This window comes from Streptomyces panaciradicis (assembly GCF_023516615.1).
GTDB classification, from domain to species: Bacteria; Actinomycetota; Actinomycetes; order Streptomycetales; family Streptomycetaceae; genus Streptomyces; species Streptomyces panaciradicis.
Window position 1 is genome coordinate 1 of record NZ_JAMGBF010000224.1, and the last position, 14870, is coordinate 14870.

11 protein-coding genes and 1 pseudogene are annotated in these 14870 nt (G+C 71.2%); 8 read left to right on the top strand and 4 right to left on the bottom strand.

The window, feature by feature from the left end; genetic code table 11:
* Positions 1-248 (bottom strand): annotated as a pseudogene (locus M8J74_RS41730) (hypothetical protein); the annotation flags it as partial.
* A gap of 140 nt (positions 249-388) precedes the next feature.
* Between M8J74_RS41730 and mtnA the strand changes: the two are divergent.
* The 7 genes from mtnA to M8J74_RS41765 all read left to right on the top strand — a co-directional run bounded on the left by mtnA (position 389) and on the right by M8J74_RS41765 (position 9248).
* Positions 389-1534 carry an S-methyl-5-thioribose-1-phosphate isomerase gene (gene mtnA / locus M8J74_RS41735; protein ID WP_249841390.1) on the top strand — a complete coding sequence of 382 codons (1146 nt, stop codon included), beginning with the start codon at positions 389-391 and terminating at the stop codon, positions 1532-1534.
* 213 nt (positions 1535-1747) lie between these two features.
* The gene (gene mtrA / locus M8J74_RS41740) at positions 1748-2437 is read left to right on the top strand and encodes a two-component system response regulator MtrA (RefSeq protein WP_187284748.1); all 690 of its coding nucleotides are present in this window, start codon (positions 1748-1750) and stop codon (positions 2435-2437) included.
* A 1-nt stretch (position 2438) separates the two neighbouring features.
* The gene (mtrB, locus tag M8J74_RS41745) at positions 2439-4517 is read left to right on the top strand and encodes an MtrAB system histidine kinase MtrB (protein ID WP_249841391.1); all 2079 of its coding nucleotides are present in this window, start codon (positions 2439-2441) and stop codon (positions 4515-4517) included.
* Positions 4507-6345, top strand: coding sequence for an LpqB family beta-propeller domain-containing protein (locus M8J74_RS41750; RefSeq protein WP_249841392.1), 1839 nt, complete (start codon positions 4507-4509; stop codon positions 6343-6345). Before mtrB ends, M8J74_RS41750 begins: the two co-directional genes overlap by 11 nt.
* 103 nt (positions 6346-6448) lie before the next feature.
* Entirely contained in the window at positions 6449-7294 is an 846-nt protein-coding gene (locus M8J74_RS41755) for a ComF family protein (protein WP_249841393.1), read from the top strand.
* A gap of 309 nt (positions 7295-7603) precedes the next feature.
* The gene (gene hpf / locus M8J74_RS41760; RefSeq protein ID WP_058924972.1) at positions 7604-8296 is read left to right on the top strand and encodes a ribosome hibernation-promoting factor, HPF/YfiA family; all 693 of its coding nucleotides are present in this window, start codon (positions 7604-7606) and stop codon (positions 8294-8296) included.
* Positions 8297-8501: 205 nt separating this feature from the next.
* Positions 8502-9248 carry a response regulator gene (locus M8J74_RS41765; protein WP_030943352.1) on the top strand — a complete coding sequence of 249 codons (747 nt, stop codon included), beginning with the start codon at positions 8502-8504 and terminating at the stop codon, positions 9246-9248.
* A 16-nt stretch (positions 9249-9264) separates the two neighbouring features.
* On the opposite strand, the gene M8J74_RS41770 is transcribed toward M8J74_RS41765, so the two are convergent.
* Complete coding sequence (locus tag M8J74_RS41770; RefSeq protein WP_249841394.1) at positions 9265-10464, bottom strand: winged helix-turn-helix domain-containing protein; 1200 nt, start codon at positions 10462-10464, stop codon at positions 9265-9267.
* An 82-nt stretch (positions 10465-10546) separates the two neighbouring features.
* Entirely contained in the window at positions 10547-11128 is a 582-nt protein-coding gene (locus M8J74_RS41775; protein ID WP_058924974.1) for a GNAT family N-acetyltransferase, read from the bottom strand.
* Between the two features lie 302 nt (positions 11129-11430).
* Here M8J74_RS41775 and secA point away from each other — a divergent pair, with 302 nt between their 5' ends.
* Complete coding sequence (gene secA, locus M8J74_RS41780; RefSeq protein ID WP_058924975.1) at positions 11431-14289, top strand: preprotein translocase subunit SecA; 2859 nt, start codon at positions 11431-11433, stop codon at positions 14287-14289.
* Between the two features lie 115 nt (positions 14290-14404).
* Here the strand turns inward: secA and M8J74_RS41785 are convergent.
* Positions 14405-14870, bottom strand: a 466-nt coding sequence (locus tag M8J74_RS41785) for an Rv3235 family protein (RefSeq protein WP_249841395.1), incomplete at its 5' end; no start/stop codon positions are given.

Below are 14870 nucleotides of genomic sequence, written 5' to 3' on the forward strand. Positions count from 1 at the left end.
CCCGGGCCGGGCGGCGGGGGCGGCGGGGTCTGGCCCGGGTTCGCGGGGCCGGTGGGCGCGGACCACTGGCCGGCGGGAGGCTGCTCCTTGGACCACTTCACGCCCTGGTCCTGCGCATCGGCGCCCGCCTGGCCGGCGGAATCCGCCATGCCGGGGCGGTCATGGGGCTCGGCAGGGCCGGAGGGGCCGGGTTCCTGGCCGTCGGACGGGGCAGATCCGGGCGATGCCCAGCCCGGAGTGTCGTTCATCGTCGCTCCTTCACGGTGCCCGTCCGCGGTCGCGGCGGCAGGTTGGCTGCCATCGTGCCATGGGGTGCTCGCCCTGGTACCGGCCGCGGTAGGGGCTGCACACCTTCAATTGTCTGCGGAAAAAGGGGCAGACTGACGGCATGGCTGATCAGTACGCGCATTACGGCGAGGACAGCAAACCGACCGAGACCCCGGCGATCCGCTGGGAGGAGCCACCCGAGGGCCCCGTGGTGGTGCTTCTCGACCAGACAAGGCTGCCGGCCGAGGAGGTCGAGCTGGTCTGTACGGACGCGTCCGCGCTGGTGGAGGCGATCCGGTCGCTCGCCGTGCGCGGGGCACCGCTGCTCGGCATCGCGGGGGCGTACGGCGTCGCGCTCGCCGCCGTGCGCGGCTTCGACGTGGACGAGGCCGCGACCGCGCTGGCGGGAGCCCGGCCGACCGCGGTGAACCTCGCGGTCGGGGTGCGCCGGGCGCAGGCCGCCCACCGGGCGGAGTACGCCAGGAGCGGCGACCCCGAGCAGGCCGCGGCGGCGGCGTTCACCGCGGCGCGGGCTCTGCACGAGGAGGACGCCGAGGCCAGCGCACGGATGGCCGAGCGCGGGCTGGCCCTGCTCGACGAGCTGCTGCCCGGAGGCGGCTACCGGATCCTCACGCACTGCAACACCGGGGCGCTGGTGTCGGGCGGGGAGGGGACGGCGTTCGCCGTGGCACTGGCGGCGCACCGGACGGGCCAGCTGCGGCGGCTCTGGGTCGACGAGACGCGTCCGTTGCTGCAGGGTGCCCGCCTGACGGCGTACGAGGCGGCGCGCAACGGGATGGCGTACACCCTGCTCACGGACAACGCGGCGGGCTCGCTGTTCGCGGCCGGTGAGGTGGACGCGGTGCTGATCGGGGCGGACCGCATCGCGGCGGACGGCTCGGTGGCGAACAAGGTGGGCAGCTATCCGCTGGCGGTGCTGGCGCGCTATCACCATGTGCCGTTCATCGTGGTGGCACCGCTGACGACGGTCGACCCGGACACCCCAGACGGGGCGTCCATCGAGGTGGAGCAGCGTCCCGGACATGAGGTGACCGAGATCACAGCGCCTCAGGTGCCGCTGATGGGAGCGGAGGCGGGGGGCGGGATTCCGGTGGCTCCCCTGGGCACGCAGGCGTACAACCCGGCGTTCGACGTGACGCCGCCGGAGCTGGTCACCGCGATCGTCACGGAGGAGGGCGTGGTGTCGCCCGTGACCGCCGAGGCCCTCGCGGGGCTCTGCGCCAGGTCCCGCCCGGCGCCGGCGTAGCCCATGCGGTGACGGCGGCCGGGCCGGAACGGAGCCCCTGTCCTGAACGGCGTCGGCGAGGTGATGTCGCCACCTGCGCCTACTCTGGGTAGCGACACATGCTGCCGAAGTCGACGTCGCGGGACAGGGGCAGACAGTGACGCCCGGATACGACTATCGTCACGGGCCAGTGACGCTGCTCACCTGCACCTTCACCACCGTTATGAGAATGGGATGATGTCGTTTATGAAGGGACGAGTCCTTGTCGTCGACGACGACACCGCACTTGCCGAGATGCTCGGCATCGTGCTGCGTGGTGAAGGTTTTGAGCCGTCTTTCGTAGCCGACGGCGACAAGGCGCTGGCCGCGTTCCGGGAGAGCAAGCCCGATCTGGTGCTGCTGGACCTGATGCTGCCCGGGCGGGACGGCATCGAGGTGTGCCGTCTGATCAGGGCCGAGTCGGGTGTGCCGATCGTGATGCTCACGGCCAAGAGCGACACCGTCGACGTGGTGGTGGGCCTGGAGTCGGGGGCTGACGACTACATCGTCAAGCCGTTCAAGCCGAAGGAGCTCGTGGCCCGCATCAGGGCGCGGCTCAGGAGGTCCGAGGAGCCCGCGCCGGAGCAGCTGGCCATCGGCGACCTGGTGATCGACGTGGCGGGGCACTCCGTGAAGCGGGACGGGCAGTCGATCGCGCTGACGCCGCTGGAGTTCGACCTGCTCGTCGCGCTGGCGCGCAAGCCCTGGCAGGTGTTCACGCGCGAGGTGCTGCTCGAGCAGGTGTGGGGATACCGCCACGCCGCCGACACCCGGCTTGTGAATGTTCACGTGCAGCGGCTGCGTTCCAAGGTCGAGAAGGACCCGGAGCGGCCGGAGATCGTGGTGACCGTCCGTGGCGTGGGGTACAAGGCAGGACCGAGCTGACATGACCGGTGACAGTGCCGCTTCGGCGCCCGGGCCGGCAGGGGCCCGCGCGGGGCGGCCTGTCGGCCGGAAGACGGCGGGCTCCCGCTGGGGACGCCTGATGGAGGGCGGGCTGCTGCAGGGCGGCGTCCAGGGCAGCCCCGTGCTGCGGCTGTTCGTGCGCTGGGTGCGGCGGCCCCTGCTGCCCGTCATGCGGCTGTGGCGGCGCAACATCCAGCTCAAGGTCGTCGCCACCACCCTGCTGATGTCGCTGGGCGTGGTGCTGCTGCTCGGCTTCGTCGTGATCGGGCAGGTCCGCAACGGCCTGCTGGACGCCAAGGTGAAGGCCTCGCAGAGCCAGGCCGCCGGCGGATTCGCGGTGGCCAAGCAGAGTGCCGACGAGGCCGCGGCGGGCACCGGCGACAACGGCGCCTCGGCCGACGGCACCACGTCCGACGGCCGTCCCTCCCAGAGCGTCATCCCGTGGATGAGCGGCCTCGTGTCGTCGCTGTCCAGCGGTGGACAGGGCGCGTTCGACGTGGTGACGCTGCCCGCCGGCGACGACAGCGGCGGCGGCCGCGGACCGCGGGCCTCCGGATACGTCGACCCCTCCGCCAGCGTGCCCGAGGACCTGCGCGCGCGGATCAACGACAACCCGACGGCCGCCCAGAGCTACACCCGCATCGTCTACAGCAACAACAAGGAATCCCAGCCCGCCCTGGTCATCGGCAAGCAGGTCAACGACCCGAACGGCGACCCGTACCAGCTCTACTACCTCTTCCCGCTCACGCAGGAGGAGAAGTCGCTCAGCCTGGTCAAGGGCACGCTCGCGACCGCCGGGCTGTTCGTCGTGGTGCTGCTCGGGGCCATCGCCTGGCTCGTGGTGCGGCAGGTGGTCACGCCCGTGCGGATGGCCGCCGGGATCGCCGAGCGGCTGTCCGCGGGGCGGCTGCAGGAGCGTATGAAGGTCACCGGCGAGGACGACATCGCCCGGCTGGGCGAGGCGTTCAACAAGATGGCGCAGAACCTGCAGCTGAAGATCCAGCAGCTGGAGGACCTGTCGCGGATGCAGCGGAGGTTCGTCTCCGACGTGTCGCACGAGCTGCGGACGCCGTTGACGACCGTGCGGATGGCCGCGGACGTCATCCACGAGGCGCGCGAGGACTTCGATCCGGTGACCGCGCGGTCGGCGGAGCTGCTGGCCGACCAGCTGGACCGGTTCGAGTCGCTGCTCGCCGACCTGCTGGAGATCAGCCGCTTCGACGCCGGCGCGGCGGCCCTGGAGGCGGAGCCGATAGACCTGCGGGAGGTCGTGCGCAGGGTCGTCAGCGGGGCCGAGCCGCTCGCCGAGCGCAAGGGCACGACGGTACGGGTCGTCGGCGACCAGCAGCCCGTCGTCGCCGAGGCGGACGCCCGCCGGGTGGAGCGGGTGCTGCGCAACCTCGTCGTCAACGCCGTGGAGCACGGCGAGGGCAACGACGTCGTCGTCAAGCTCGCCTCGGCGGGCGGGGCGGTCGCGGTCGCGGTGCGCGACTACGGCGTCGGACTCAAGCCCGGTGAGGCCACGCGCGTGTTCAGCCGCTTCTGGCGGGCCGACCCGGCACGCGCGCGTACCACCGGCGGTACGGGTCTGGGGCTGTCGATCGCCCTGGAGGACGCGCGGCTGCACGGCGGCTGGCTGCAGGCGTGGGGCGAGCCGGGCGGCGGGTCGCAGTTCCGGCTGACGCTGCCGCGCACCGCGGACGAACCGCTGCGGGGATCGCCGATACCGCTGGAGCCGAAGGACTCGCGCCGCAACCGCGGACTCGACGACGCCGGCCTGCCGCGCGGAGGGGCCGAGAAGGCCGCCACCGTGCCCGTACAGGCCGCGGGAGACCAGATACCGACGATCACCCCGAGGCGGAACGGCGTGACCGCCACGGCCGACCCCACGGCGTTGCCCGGCAACGGCGCACGCGTGGTGCCCCGGCCCGCATCCGGCGCACGGCCGCACCAGGACGACACGCGCCCCGCCGAGGGGGCACGGAATGAGACCCCGAGCCGCCCGGAGGCCGGGCCGGAGGAGTCGAGGAAGCAGGGGGAGGCATTCCGTGGGCGCTGACCGCGAGGGGGGCGCCCGGCGCAGACCGCTGCGCGCGCTGGCGTACGGCGCCCTGGGCGTCGTGGTGCTGGCCGGGTGCGCGTCGATGCCCGACAACGGGGATCTGCGCGGGGTCGACTCCACGCCGCAGCAGGACACCCAGGTGCGGGTGTTCGCCATGCCGCCGCAGGAGAACGCACAGCCCCAGGAGATCGTGTCGGGCTTCCTGGAGGCCCTGACCAGCGACGATCCGGACTACTCGACGGCGCGGCAGTACCTGACCGGTACGGCGTCGCGGACCTGGCAGCCGGAGCTGTCCACCACGGTCCTCGCGGACGGGCCGGGCACCGCCACCAACCGCCGCTCGGACGCCAGGGACGACGCCGACGAGCTGTCGTACACGCTGAACGGCACCAGGGTCGCCAGGGTGGACACGCAGCAGTCGTACGCGCCGGACAGCGGGCCCTACGCGTCGCTCGTGCACCTCGTGAAGGACAAGAAGACCCAGCAGTGGCGCATCGACCGGCTGCCGCAGGGCGTCGTCATGGGGAAGTCGGACTTCCAGCGCAACTACATGTCCGTCAACAAGTACTTCTTCGCCGTCGACACCGCCGCCGGGGCGACGCACCCGACCGCCGTGGCGGACCCGGTGTTCGTCCGCCGGCGGGTGGACCCCGTCACGGAGATGGTGCGTTCGCTGCTCAGCGGCCCCACGCGCTGGCTCGACCAGGTGGTGCGCACGAGTTTCCCCACCGGTTCGGCGCTGCAGAAGGGCGTCGCCTCGCTGGCACCGGACGACCAGAACACGCTGACCGTGCCGCTGAACAAGAACGCAGCCCGGGTCGGGCCGGACCGCTGCAACGAGATGGCGGCCCAGCTGCTGTTCACGGTGCAGAACTTCGCGCCCGCGGTGGAACAGGTCTCCCTGCGGTCCGGCAGCAGGCGGCTGTGCTCGCTCGGCGAGGAGCACAGCGGCGACGTCGCCGCGCGGGGGTCGACGCAGACGCCCGGCTTCCTGTACTTCGTCGAGAACAAGAGCCGGCTGGTGCGGATCGCCGCGGGCAACCGGAGCACCAAGGCCGATCCGGTGCCCGTGCCCGGGCCGCTGGGCGACAACGCCAAGGAGCTGCGGTCGGTCGCCGTGTCGCGCGACGAGCGCACCGCGGCGGCGGTCGGCGCCGACGGCAGCCGGCTGTACGTCGCCTCGCTGGTGTCGGACGACCCGCTCGGCAGCCCTGCGCTGACGAGCCACGGCCCGACGAGCGAGGACCGGCTGACCGCGCCGAGCTGGGACGCGCAAGGAGACCTCTGGGTCGCCGACCGTGATCCCGACAACGCCCGGCTGCTGGTGCTCCAGCACGGTGCGGGCGAGCCGCTGGAGGTGAAGACGCCCGGGCTGGACGGCCGGATCGAGGACGTCCGGGTGGCCGCCGACGGGGTACGGGTCGCGCTGGTGGTGGCGAAGGGCTCCAAGAAGTCCCTGGTGATCGGGCGGATAGAGCGCGGCACGGACGGCGGCAAGCCCACGGTCTCGGTGCTCGAACCGCGGCCCGCGGCACCGGAGTTGGAGGACGTGACGGCCATGTCCTGGGCCGGCGACAGCCGGCTCGTGGTGGTCGGGCGCGAGCACGGCGGGGTGCAGACCATGCGCTACGTCCAGGTCGACGGCTCCACCCCGGAGGGACCCGCGCCCGCGGCCCTCACCGGCGTCAAGGAGATCACCGCCGCCGAGTCCGACGACGGGCTGCCGCTGGTGGCGTACTCGGAGGACGGGATCGTGCGCCTGCCGTCCGGTGGGCAGTGGCAGAAGCTCGTCACGGACGGGTCGGCGCCCGTCTACCCGGGCTGAGCCGGCCGCTGCCGCGCCCGGCGGCCAGGGCGGCGGCGAGTTGTCCACAGGGGGTTTTCCACAGGCCCTGCGGTGCGGCCCCGGCACGGGCACAGTGGACGGCATGCGGGGGTGGTGGCAGGACCTCACCGAGCTGGTGCTGCCGGCCGAGTGCGGAGGCTGCGGGAGGTCTCGCACGGTGCTCTGCCCGAAGTGCCGTGCCGCTCTGAGCGCGGGCGGGCCGGGCCGGGTGCGCCCGCTGCCCGAGCCGGACGGGCTGCCCGTGGTGCACGCGGCCGCCCGGTACGCGGACGAGGTACGGGCCGTGCTGCTGGCCCACAAGGAACGGGGCGCCCTGGCCCTGGCGGCACCCCTGGGCGCGGCGCTGGCGGGGGCTGTGCGGGAGGGACTGATGCGGGGCGGGGCCGCCGACGCTCCGGTACTGCTCGTCCCGGTGCCGTCCGCGAGGGCGGCGGTGCGGGCGCGGGGACATGATCCGGCCAGGAGGATCGCGCTCGCCGCGGCGGGGGAGTTGCGGCGGGACGGGCTGCCCGCGCGGGTGGTCGCGGTGCTGCGGCAGCGCCGTGCCGTGGCCGACCAGGCGGGGCTCAACTCCCTTCAGCGGCAGCAGAACCTGGCGGGCGCGCTGGCCGTGGCGCCGGGGGCCGCGCGGCTGCTGCGGGAGGGCCGGGTGGTGCTCGTCGACGACCTGATGACGACCGGTGCCTCCCTGGCGGAGGCGGCGCGGGCCGTGAAGGCGGGGCTGATTTCGTACGACGAGTCGACGAACGCCGTGTATACGGCCGGGACTCGGGAAGGCAGAGGAGAACGGGCGGCCGGACCGGCGGAGCGGGAAGCCGGACGGAGGCCCGGCCAGCCGGGAATGGCGGGCACGGCCGGCGCGGACGACGTCATCCACGCGGCCGTGGTCGCTGCTCCTTCGGATTCCTTCGAAATAAACCGGAACTGACCTCTGACTTGCATCGTTGCAGGTAATGAGAGGGTCAATTCACCTGAACGGAGGTACGCAGCAGTAGAGGGTGACGACATCCGTCCGGGCGAGATATGTTCGGTTGTGAGAGAAAGGCGCAGGCCACACCTCTCACGGACGAATGCCGTGCTGCGGGTTTTCAACTATCACCCGTGGCGGTGGAGTGGAGATCTTGCCCGCGGGGGAGGAGGTGGAAGTCACCGAGTCCGTGGTTCCGGAGGACCGGAACCTGGTGCAAAAGGGAGACGCTCCGCAGCGAGGCGGAGCGATCCGGGAACGGAGTTCTGCGTGGACATCGTCGTCAAGGGCCGCAAGACCGAGGTGCCCGAGCGGTTCCGGAAGCACGTGGCCGAGAAGCTGAAGCTGGAGAAGATCCAGAAGCTCGATGGCAAGGTGATCAGCCTCGACGTCGAGGTGTCCAAGGAGCCCAACCCCCGACAGGCCGACCGCTGCGACCGAGTGGAGATCACGCTCCGCTCCCGCGGTCCGGTGATCAGGGCGGAGGCAGCGGCAAGCGATCCGTACGCGGCGCTCGACCTGGCGGCGGAGAAGCTGGACGCCCGGCTGCGCAAGCAGCACGACAAGCGGTTCTCACGGCGTGGTGCGCGCAGGATCTCGGCGGCCGAGGTCCCCGACCACGTCCCGGGCGCGGCGACACTCAACGGCAACGGCCTCGCGGTTCACGAGGAGGAGCCGGACGGCGTACCCACGAAGAAGATCGGCTCGCTGGAAGTGAAGGGCGAAGGCCCCCTCGTCGTTCGCGAGAAGACCCACGTCGCCTCCCCGATGACCCTCGACCAGGCCCTCTACGAGATGGAACTGGTCGGACACGACTTCTACCTGTTCGTCGACTCCGAGACGAAGGAACCGAGTGTCGTCTACCGACGGCACGCCTACGACTACGGCGTCATCCACCTCAGCACGGACCCGATGGTCGCCCAGGCGCACTCTCCCGCGCCCGGCGGCACGCTGGGCGGCTGACCCACGCGTCCGACAGTCGAGCCGGTGCCCCTGGAGCGCCTGTGCGCCCCCAGGGGCACCGGTGTGCGACCACTTCGCGCCCCGCTCTGTCACCGCGTTGTCGGCCGGGCATGGAATCATGGCCGCAATGGCCCAACCGGTGGGCCGCTGCCTTGGGTTGGCGTTGGCACAGCACCACAGGCCACAGCCTTCAGGGGGAGGAACGATGGCGGACAGCTTCGGACCGATGCGTGACGAGGATGCCGACGGCGGCGTCGTCGGCATGGGCCCGGACGCGGGCTCTCCACGCAAGGAGCCGATCAGAGTCCTTGTCGTGGACGACCACGCCCTCTTCCGCCGTGGCCTGGAGATCGTGCTCGCCGCCGAGGAGGACATCCAGGTCGTCGGGGAGGCCGGGGACGGCGCCGAGGCCGTCGACAAGGCCGCGGACCTGCTGCCCGACATCGTCCTGATGGACGTGCGGATGCCCAAGCGGGGTGGGATCGAGGCGTGCACCTCCATCAAGGAGGTCGCGCCCAGCGCCAAGATCATCATGCTGACGATCAGCGACGAGGAGGCCGACCTCTACGACGCGATCAAGGCGGGCGCGACCGGTTACCTGCTGAAGGAGATCTCCACCGACGAGGTGGCCACGGCCATCCGCGCCGTCGCCGACGGGCAGTCCCAGATCAGCCCGTCGATGGCGTCGAAGCTCCTCACGGAGTTCAAGTCGATGATCCAGCGGACCGACGAGCGCCGGCTGGTGCCGGCACCGCGTCTGACCGACCGCGAGCTGGAAGTCCTCAAGCTCGTCGCCACGGGAATGAACAACCGTGACATCGCCAAGGAGTTGTTCATCTCCGAGAACACCGTGAAGAACCACGTGCGCAACATCCTGGAGAAGCTGCAGTTGCACTCCAGGATGGAGGCGGTGGTCTACGCGATGCGGGAGAAGATCCTCGAGATCCGCTGACGGGCGGTGACCACGGTCAGCGCATGGCCGTGGCCAGGGCCCGCGTCACCTCCTTGGCGAGGGGCGTGTGCAGCTCGGGGGCGTCGACACGCTCCACGCGCACGCTCGTGCAGTTCACCCAGCTCGCCGCCTCGACCAGCGCCTCCGCGACGGCTGGCACCGCCTTCGGGCCGTCCAGGGTGACCTGCCGGGCGACCAGCGTCGCGCCCTCGCGGGCCGGGTCCACCCGGCCGACGAGACGGCCGCCGGCCAGGACCGGCATCGCGAAGTAGCCGTACACCCGCTTCGGTTTGGGGACGTAGGCCTCCAGGCGGTGGGTGAAGCCGAAGATCCGCTCTGTGCGCGCCCGTTCCCAGACGAGGGAGTCGAACGGCGACAGCAGCGTGGTGCGGTGGCGGCCGCGCGCGGGCGTCTCCAGGGCGGCGGGATCGGCCCAGGCCGGCTTGGACCAGCCCTCGACCGTGACCGGCACCAGACCCGAGTCGGCGATCACCGCGTCCACCTGCTCGCCCTTGAGACGGTGGTAGTCGGCGATGTCCGCGCGCGTGCCGACGCCCAGGGACTGGCCCGCCAGGCGGACGAGCCGGCGCAGGCACTCCGCGTCGTCCAGCTCGTCGTGCAGCAGGGCGTCCGGGACCGCGCGCTCGGCCAGGTCGTACACCCGCTTCCAGCCGCGGCGCTGTACGCACACCACCTCGCCGTACATCAGCGCGCGCTCGACGGCGACCTTCGCGCCGGACCAGTCCCACCACTCGCTCGTGCGCTTGGCCCCGCCCAACTCCGTGGCCGTCAGCGGGCCTTCGGCGCGCAGCTGCTTGATGACCTGCTCGTAGGCGCCGTCGGGCAGGTCGTGGTTCCAGTGCGGGCGGGCCCGGTAGGCGCGGCGGCGGAACGCGAAGTGGGGCCACTCCTCGACCGGGAGGATGCACGCGGCGTGGGACCAGTACTCGAAGGCGTGGGGCTCACCGGACGCGGCGGTGTTCCAGTAGGCGTCCTCCACCGTCTTGCGGCCGACCGCGCCCAGGCGGGCGTACGGGACGAGCTCGTGGGAGCGGGCCAGGACCGAGATCGTGTCCAGCTGCACCGCTCCGAGATGGCGCAGGACACCGCGGACACCGCCCCGGCGGTCGGGAGCGCCGAGGAAACCCTGGGCGCGAAGGGCGATGCGGCGGGCCTCGTCCGCCGAGAGGCCGGTGGTGGGACGCGGGGTCGTCATGGTCGGCACCTTAGAGGGCGGCACTGACAAGGGGCGGTGAGCTGGTGGTTTCGCCGCGGGGCACGGCCCGACCGCCCGCGGGTCAGGTCGACGACACCTGCGCCGGCAGGTACGGCGCCGTCGACGGCAGCCCGAGATCCGACGGCAGCAGGCCGCCCACCCACGCGTCGCGGCGTACGCCGCCGTGGACGATCGCGGCGCGCAGGAGGCCCTCCATGACGAAGCCCGCGCGTTCCGCCACCGCCCGCGAGGGGTGGTTGCCGACTTCGGCGCGCCATTCCACGCGGTCGACGGACAACCGGGTGAAGGCCCAGCGGCAGACCTCGACGACGGCCTCGGTGACGTAGCCGTTGCCGCGGTGTTCCCGGGTCCCCCAGTACCCGATCTCGGCGGTGCTCAAGGACCGCATGGCGAGGTCCAGCATGCCCACCAGTTCCTCCCCTTCGGGGAGGAACAGACCGAAGGTGAGCAACGAACCGCTCTCCCAGCCCTTCGGGGCGATCTCCCCGGTGAAACTGCGCGCGTGTTCCAGGAGATAGGGCGAGGGAACCATCGTCCAGCGCTGGATCTCCGGGTCCTGGACGGCGGCGAACACCGCGTCGGTGTCCTGCGGGCCGACTTCGCGCAGAAGGAGACGGGCGGTCGTGAGCGTCACGGGTTCCATCGGCCGATTCTGCGCGGAGGCCGTGCGAAGACGCCATCTTTTTGCCGTGCGTGAGCGAGTGATCACAATTCGCGCAATTCACGGGTCCGGTCCGGCACCATCCGCGGGGCCCGTCCGTTGTCCCCTTTGAACCCGTCCGTCGGCCGCTTTGAACAAGATTTGAAGCGGTGCGCGGAGCGCTGGGCGGTCGTCGTCACAGCAGGCTCCCGGCTTGGCCGGGTCCTCGCATACGATGGCCGTTGCTCAGTGAGTCAAATGGAAACCGACCGTCCCAGGCCCGACCGGCAAGGAGACCAACCCCCGTGTCCGTCCTCTCGAAGATCATGCGTGCAGGCGAAGGCAAGATCCTGCGCAAGCTGCACCGCATCGCGGACCAGGTCAACTCCATCGAAGAGGACTTCGTCGACCTCTCCGACGCCGAGCTGCGGGCCCTCACCGATGACTACAAGGCGCGGATCGCCGAGGCTCTCGCGGACGAGCCCGACGAGTCCAAGCACGACGACATCATCGACAAGGCCCTGGACGACCTGCTGCCCGAGGCGTTCGCCACGGTGCGCGAGGCCGCCAAGCGCGTACTGGGCCAGCGTCACTACGACGTGCAGATGATGGGCGGCGCCGCCCTGCACCTCGGCTACGTCGCCGAGATGAAGACCGGTGAGGGCAAGACGCTCGTCGGCACCCTGCCCGCCTATCTCAACGCGCTCTCGGGCCGCGGCGTCCACCTCATCACGGTCAACGACTACCTGGCCGAGCGCGACTCCGAGATGATGGGCCGCGTCCACAAGTTCCTCGGCCTGTCCGTCGGTTGCATCCTCGCCAACATGACGCCGGCCGAGCGCCGCGAGCAGTACAACTGCGACATCACGTACGGCACGAACAACGAGTTCGGCTTCGACTACCTCCGCGACAACATGGCGTGGTCCAAGGACGAGCTCGTCCAGCGCGGCCACAACTACGCCATCGTCGACGAGGTCGACTCCATCCTCGTCGACGAGGCCCGTACGCCGCTGATCATCTCCGGTCCCGCCGACCAGGCCACCAAGTGGTACGGCGACTTCGCCAAGCTGGTCCTGCGCCTGAAGAAGGGCGAGGCGGGCAACCCCCTCAAGGGCATGGAGGAGACCGGCGACTACGACGTCGACGAGAAGAAGCGCACGGTCGCCATCCACGAGTCCGGCGTCAGCAAGGTCGAGGACTGGCTGGGCATCGACAACCTCTACGAGTCGGTGAACACGCCTCTGGTGGGCTACCTGAACAACGCCATCAAGGCCAAGGAGCTCTTCAAGAAGGACAAGGACTACGTCGTCATCGACGGCGAGGTCATGATCGTCGACGAGCACACCGGCCGTATCCTCGCCGGCCGCCGCTACAACGAGGGCATGCACCAGGCGATCGAGGCGAAGGAAGGGGTGGACATCAAGGACGAGAACCAGACGCTCGCCACGATCACCCTGCAGAACTTCTTCCGCCTCTACAGCAAGCTCTCCGGCATGACCGGTACGGCGATGACCGAGGCCGCCGAGTTCCACCAGATCTACAAGCTCGGCGTGGTCCCGATCCCCACCAACAAGCCGATGGTCCGCAAGGACCAGTCGGACCTGATCTACCGCACCGAGGTCGCCAAGTTCGAGGCGGTCGTCGACGACATCGCGGAGAAGCACGAGAAGGGCCAGCCGATCCTCGTCGGTACGACGTCGGTCGAGAAGTCCGAGTACCTCTCGCAGCAGCTCTCCAAGCGCGGCATCCAGCACGAGGTCCTCAACGCCAAGCAGCACGACCGGGAGGCGACGATCGTCGCCCAGGCCGGCCGCAAGGGCGCCGTCACCGTGGCCACCAACATGGCCGGCCGTGGTACGGACATCAAGCTCGGCGGCAACCCCGAGGACCTCGCCGAGGCGGAGCTGCGCCAGCGCGGCCTCGACCCCGAGGAGCACATCGAGGAGTGGGCGCAGGCCCTGCCCGCCGCCCTGGAGCGGGCCGAGCAGGCGGTCAAGGCCGAGAAGGAAGAGGTCGAGGACCTCGGCGGCCTGTACGTGCTGGGCACCGAGCGGCACGAGTCGCGCCGTATCGACAACCAGCTGCGCGGCCGTTCCGGCCGTCAGGGCGACCCCGGCGAGTCCCGTTTCTACCTCTCCCTCGGCGACGACCTGATGCGGCTCTTCAAGGCCCAGATGGTCGAGCGCGTGATGTCGATGGCGAACGTCCCCGACGACGTGCCGATCGAGAACAAGATGGTCACGCGCGCGATCGCGTCCGCGCAGTCGCAGGTCGAGCAGCAGAACTTCGAGACCCGTAAGAACGTCCTGAAGTACGACGAGGTCCTCAACCGCCAGCGCGAGGTCATCTACGGCGAGCGGCGCCGCGTCCTGGAGGGCGAGGACCTGCAGGAGCAGGTCGTGCACTTCATGGACGACACGATCGACGCCTACATCGCCGCGGAGACCGCCGAGGGCTTCGCCGAGGACTGGGACCTGGAGCGGCTGTGGGGCGCCTTCAAGCAGCTCTACCCGGTGAAGGTCACCATCGAGGAGCTGGAGGACGCGGCCGGTGACCGGGCCGGTCTGACCGCCGAGTTCATCTCCGAGTCCATCAAGGACGACATCCACGAGCAGTACGAGGCGCGCGAGGCGCAGCTCGGCTCCGAGATCATGCGCGAGCTGGAGCGCCGGGTCGTGCTGTCGGTCCTGGACCGCAAGTGGCGCGAGCACCTCTACGAGATGGACTACCTCCAGGAGGGCATCGGCCTGCGCGCGATGGCGCAGAAGGACCCGCTGGTCGAGTACCAGCGCGAGGGCTTCGACATGTTCACCGCGATGATGGAGGGCATCAAGGAGGAGTCCGTCGGCTACCTGTTCAACCTGGAGGTCCAGGTCGAGCAGCAGGTCGAGGAGGTCCCGGTCGAGGACGCGGCGCCGGTCGACATGCAGAAGCAGGACGTGGTGCCGGCGCAGGCGGGCGCCCGCCCGGAGATCCGCGCCAAGGGCCTGGACGCGCCGCAGCGCCGCAACCTCCACTTCTCCGCGCCGACCGTGGACGGCGAGGGCGGCACCATCGAGGGCGACTTCGTCGGCGACGAGGAGCCGGTGCGCTCCGAGGCCGACGGCCTCACGCGCGCGGAGCGCCGCAAGCAGGCGCGTGGCGGCCGGCGCCGCAAGAAGTAGTACGCGAAGGATCGGCTGACGGCGGCAGTGACGGGGCCGACGGCGCCGTAGCGGCTCGAAGGGCCGGGTCACCCCAGGGTGGCCCGGCCCTTCGGCGTACGCGGTGCTCGCGGGGTCAGGCGTCGTCGGCCGGGAGCGGCGGGCGGGCGCCGCCCAGTTCCACCGCCGTGCAGCGCCAGCGCAGGTCGTGGCCCCGTTCCAGGCGGAAGGCCATGGCGCGCAGCTGGTCGCCGGCGCCGATGCGGGCGAAGACCTCGACGGCGCCGGGCCGGGCCTCGTAGTAGCCGATGTCGCGGACGACCGGGCGGGTGCCGCGGGCGCGCAGGGGGCCGCGTTCGGCGAGCCAGGCGAGTTCGTCGTAGGCGCGGCCCGCGGTGTGCCGGAGCATCGAGTGAACCGGCCGCTGACCGCTCAGCACGGCGAGGAGCAGGTCGGCGAAGACGTCGGTGGGGCGGGGCCGGGCAGGGGGCAGACGGCGTGCCTGGGCGGGGACGGTGGGGGCGGGGGTGCCGGTGCCGGGCCGGTCCTGGGCCACGGTGTCCGACGGGGCCGGGATCGTCAGGGGCTGGGGGGCCGGTGCG

Bases quoted from the DNA above. Each gene is read 5' to 3' on its own strand.
- mtnA (WP_249841390.1), top strand. From the start codon at position 389: ATGGCTGATCAGTACGCGCATTACGGCGAGGACAGCAAACCGACCGAG.
- mtrA (WP_187284748.1), top strand. From the start codon at position 1,748: ATGATGTCGTTTATGAAGGGACGAGTCCTTGTCGTCGACGACGACACC.
- mtrB (WP_249841391.1), top strand. From the start codon at position 2,439: ATGACCGGTGACAGTGCCGCTTCGGCGCCCGGGCCGGCAGGGGCCCGC.
- M8J74_RS41755 (WP_249841393.1), top strand. From the start codon at position 6,449: ATGCGGGGGTGGTGGCAGGACCTCACCGAGCTGGTGCTGCCGGCCGAG.
- M8J74_RS41765 (WP_030943352.1), top strand. From the start codon at position 8,502: ATGGCGGACAGCTTCGGACCGATGCGTGACGAGGATGCCGACGGCGGC.
- M8J74_RS41770 (WP_249841394.1), bottom strand. From the start codon at position 10,464: ATGACGACCCCGCGTCCCACCACCGGCCTCTCGGCGGACGAGGCCCGC.
- M8J74_RS41775 (WP_058924974.1), bottom strand. From the start codon at position 11,128: ATGGAACCCGTGACGCTCACGACCGCCCGTCTCCTTCTGCGCGAAGTC.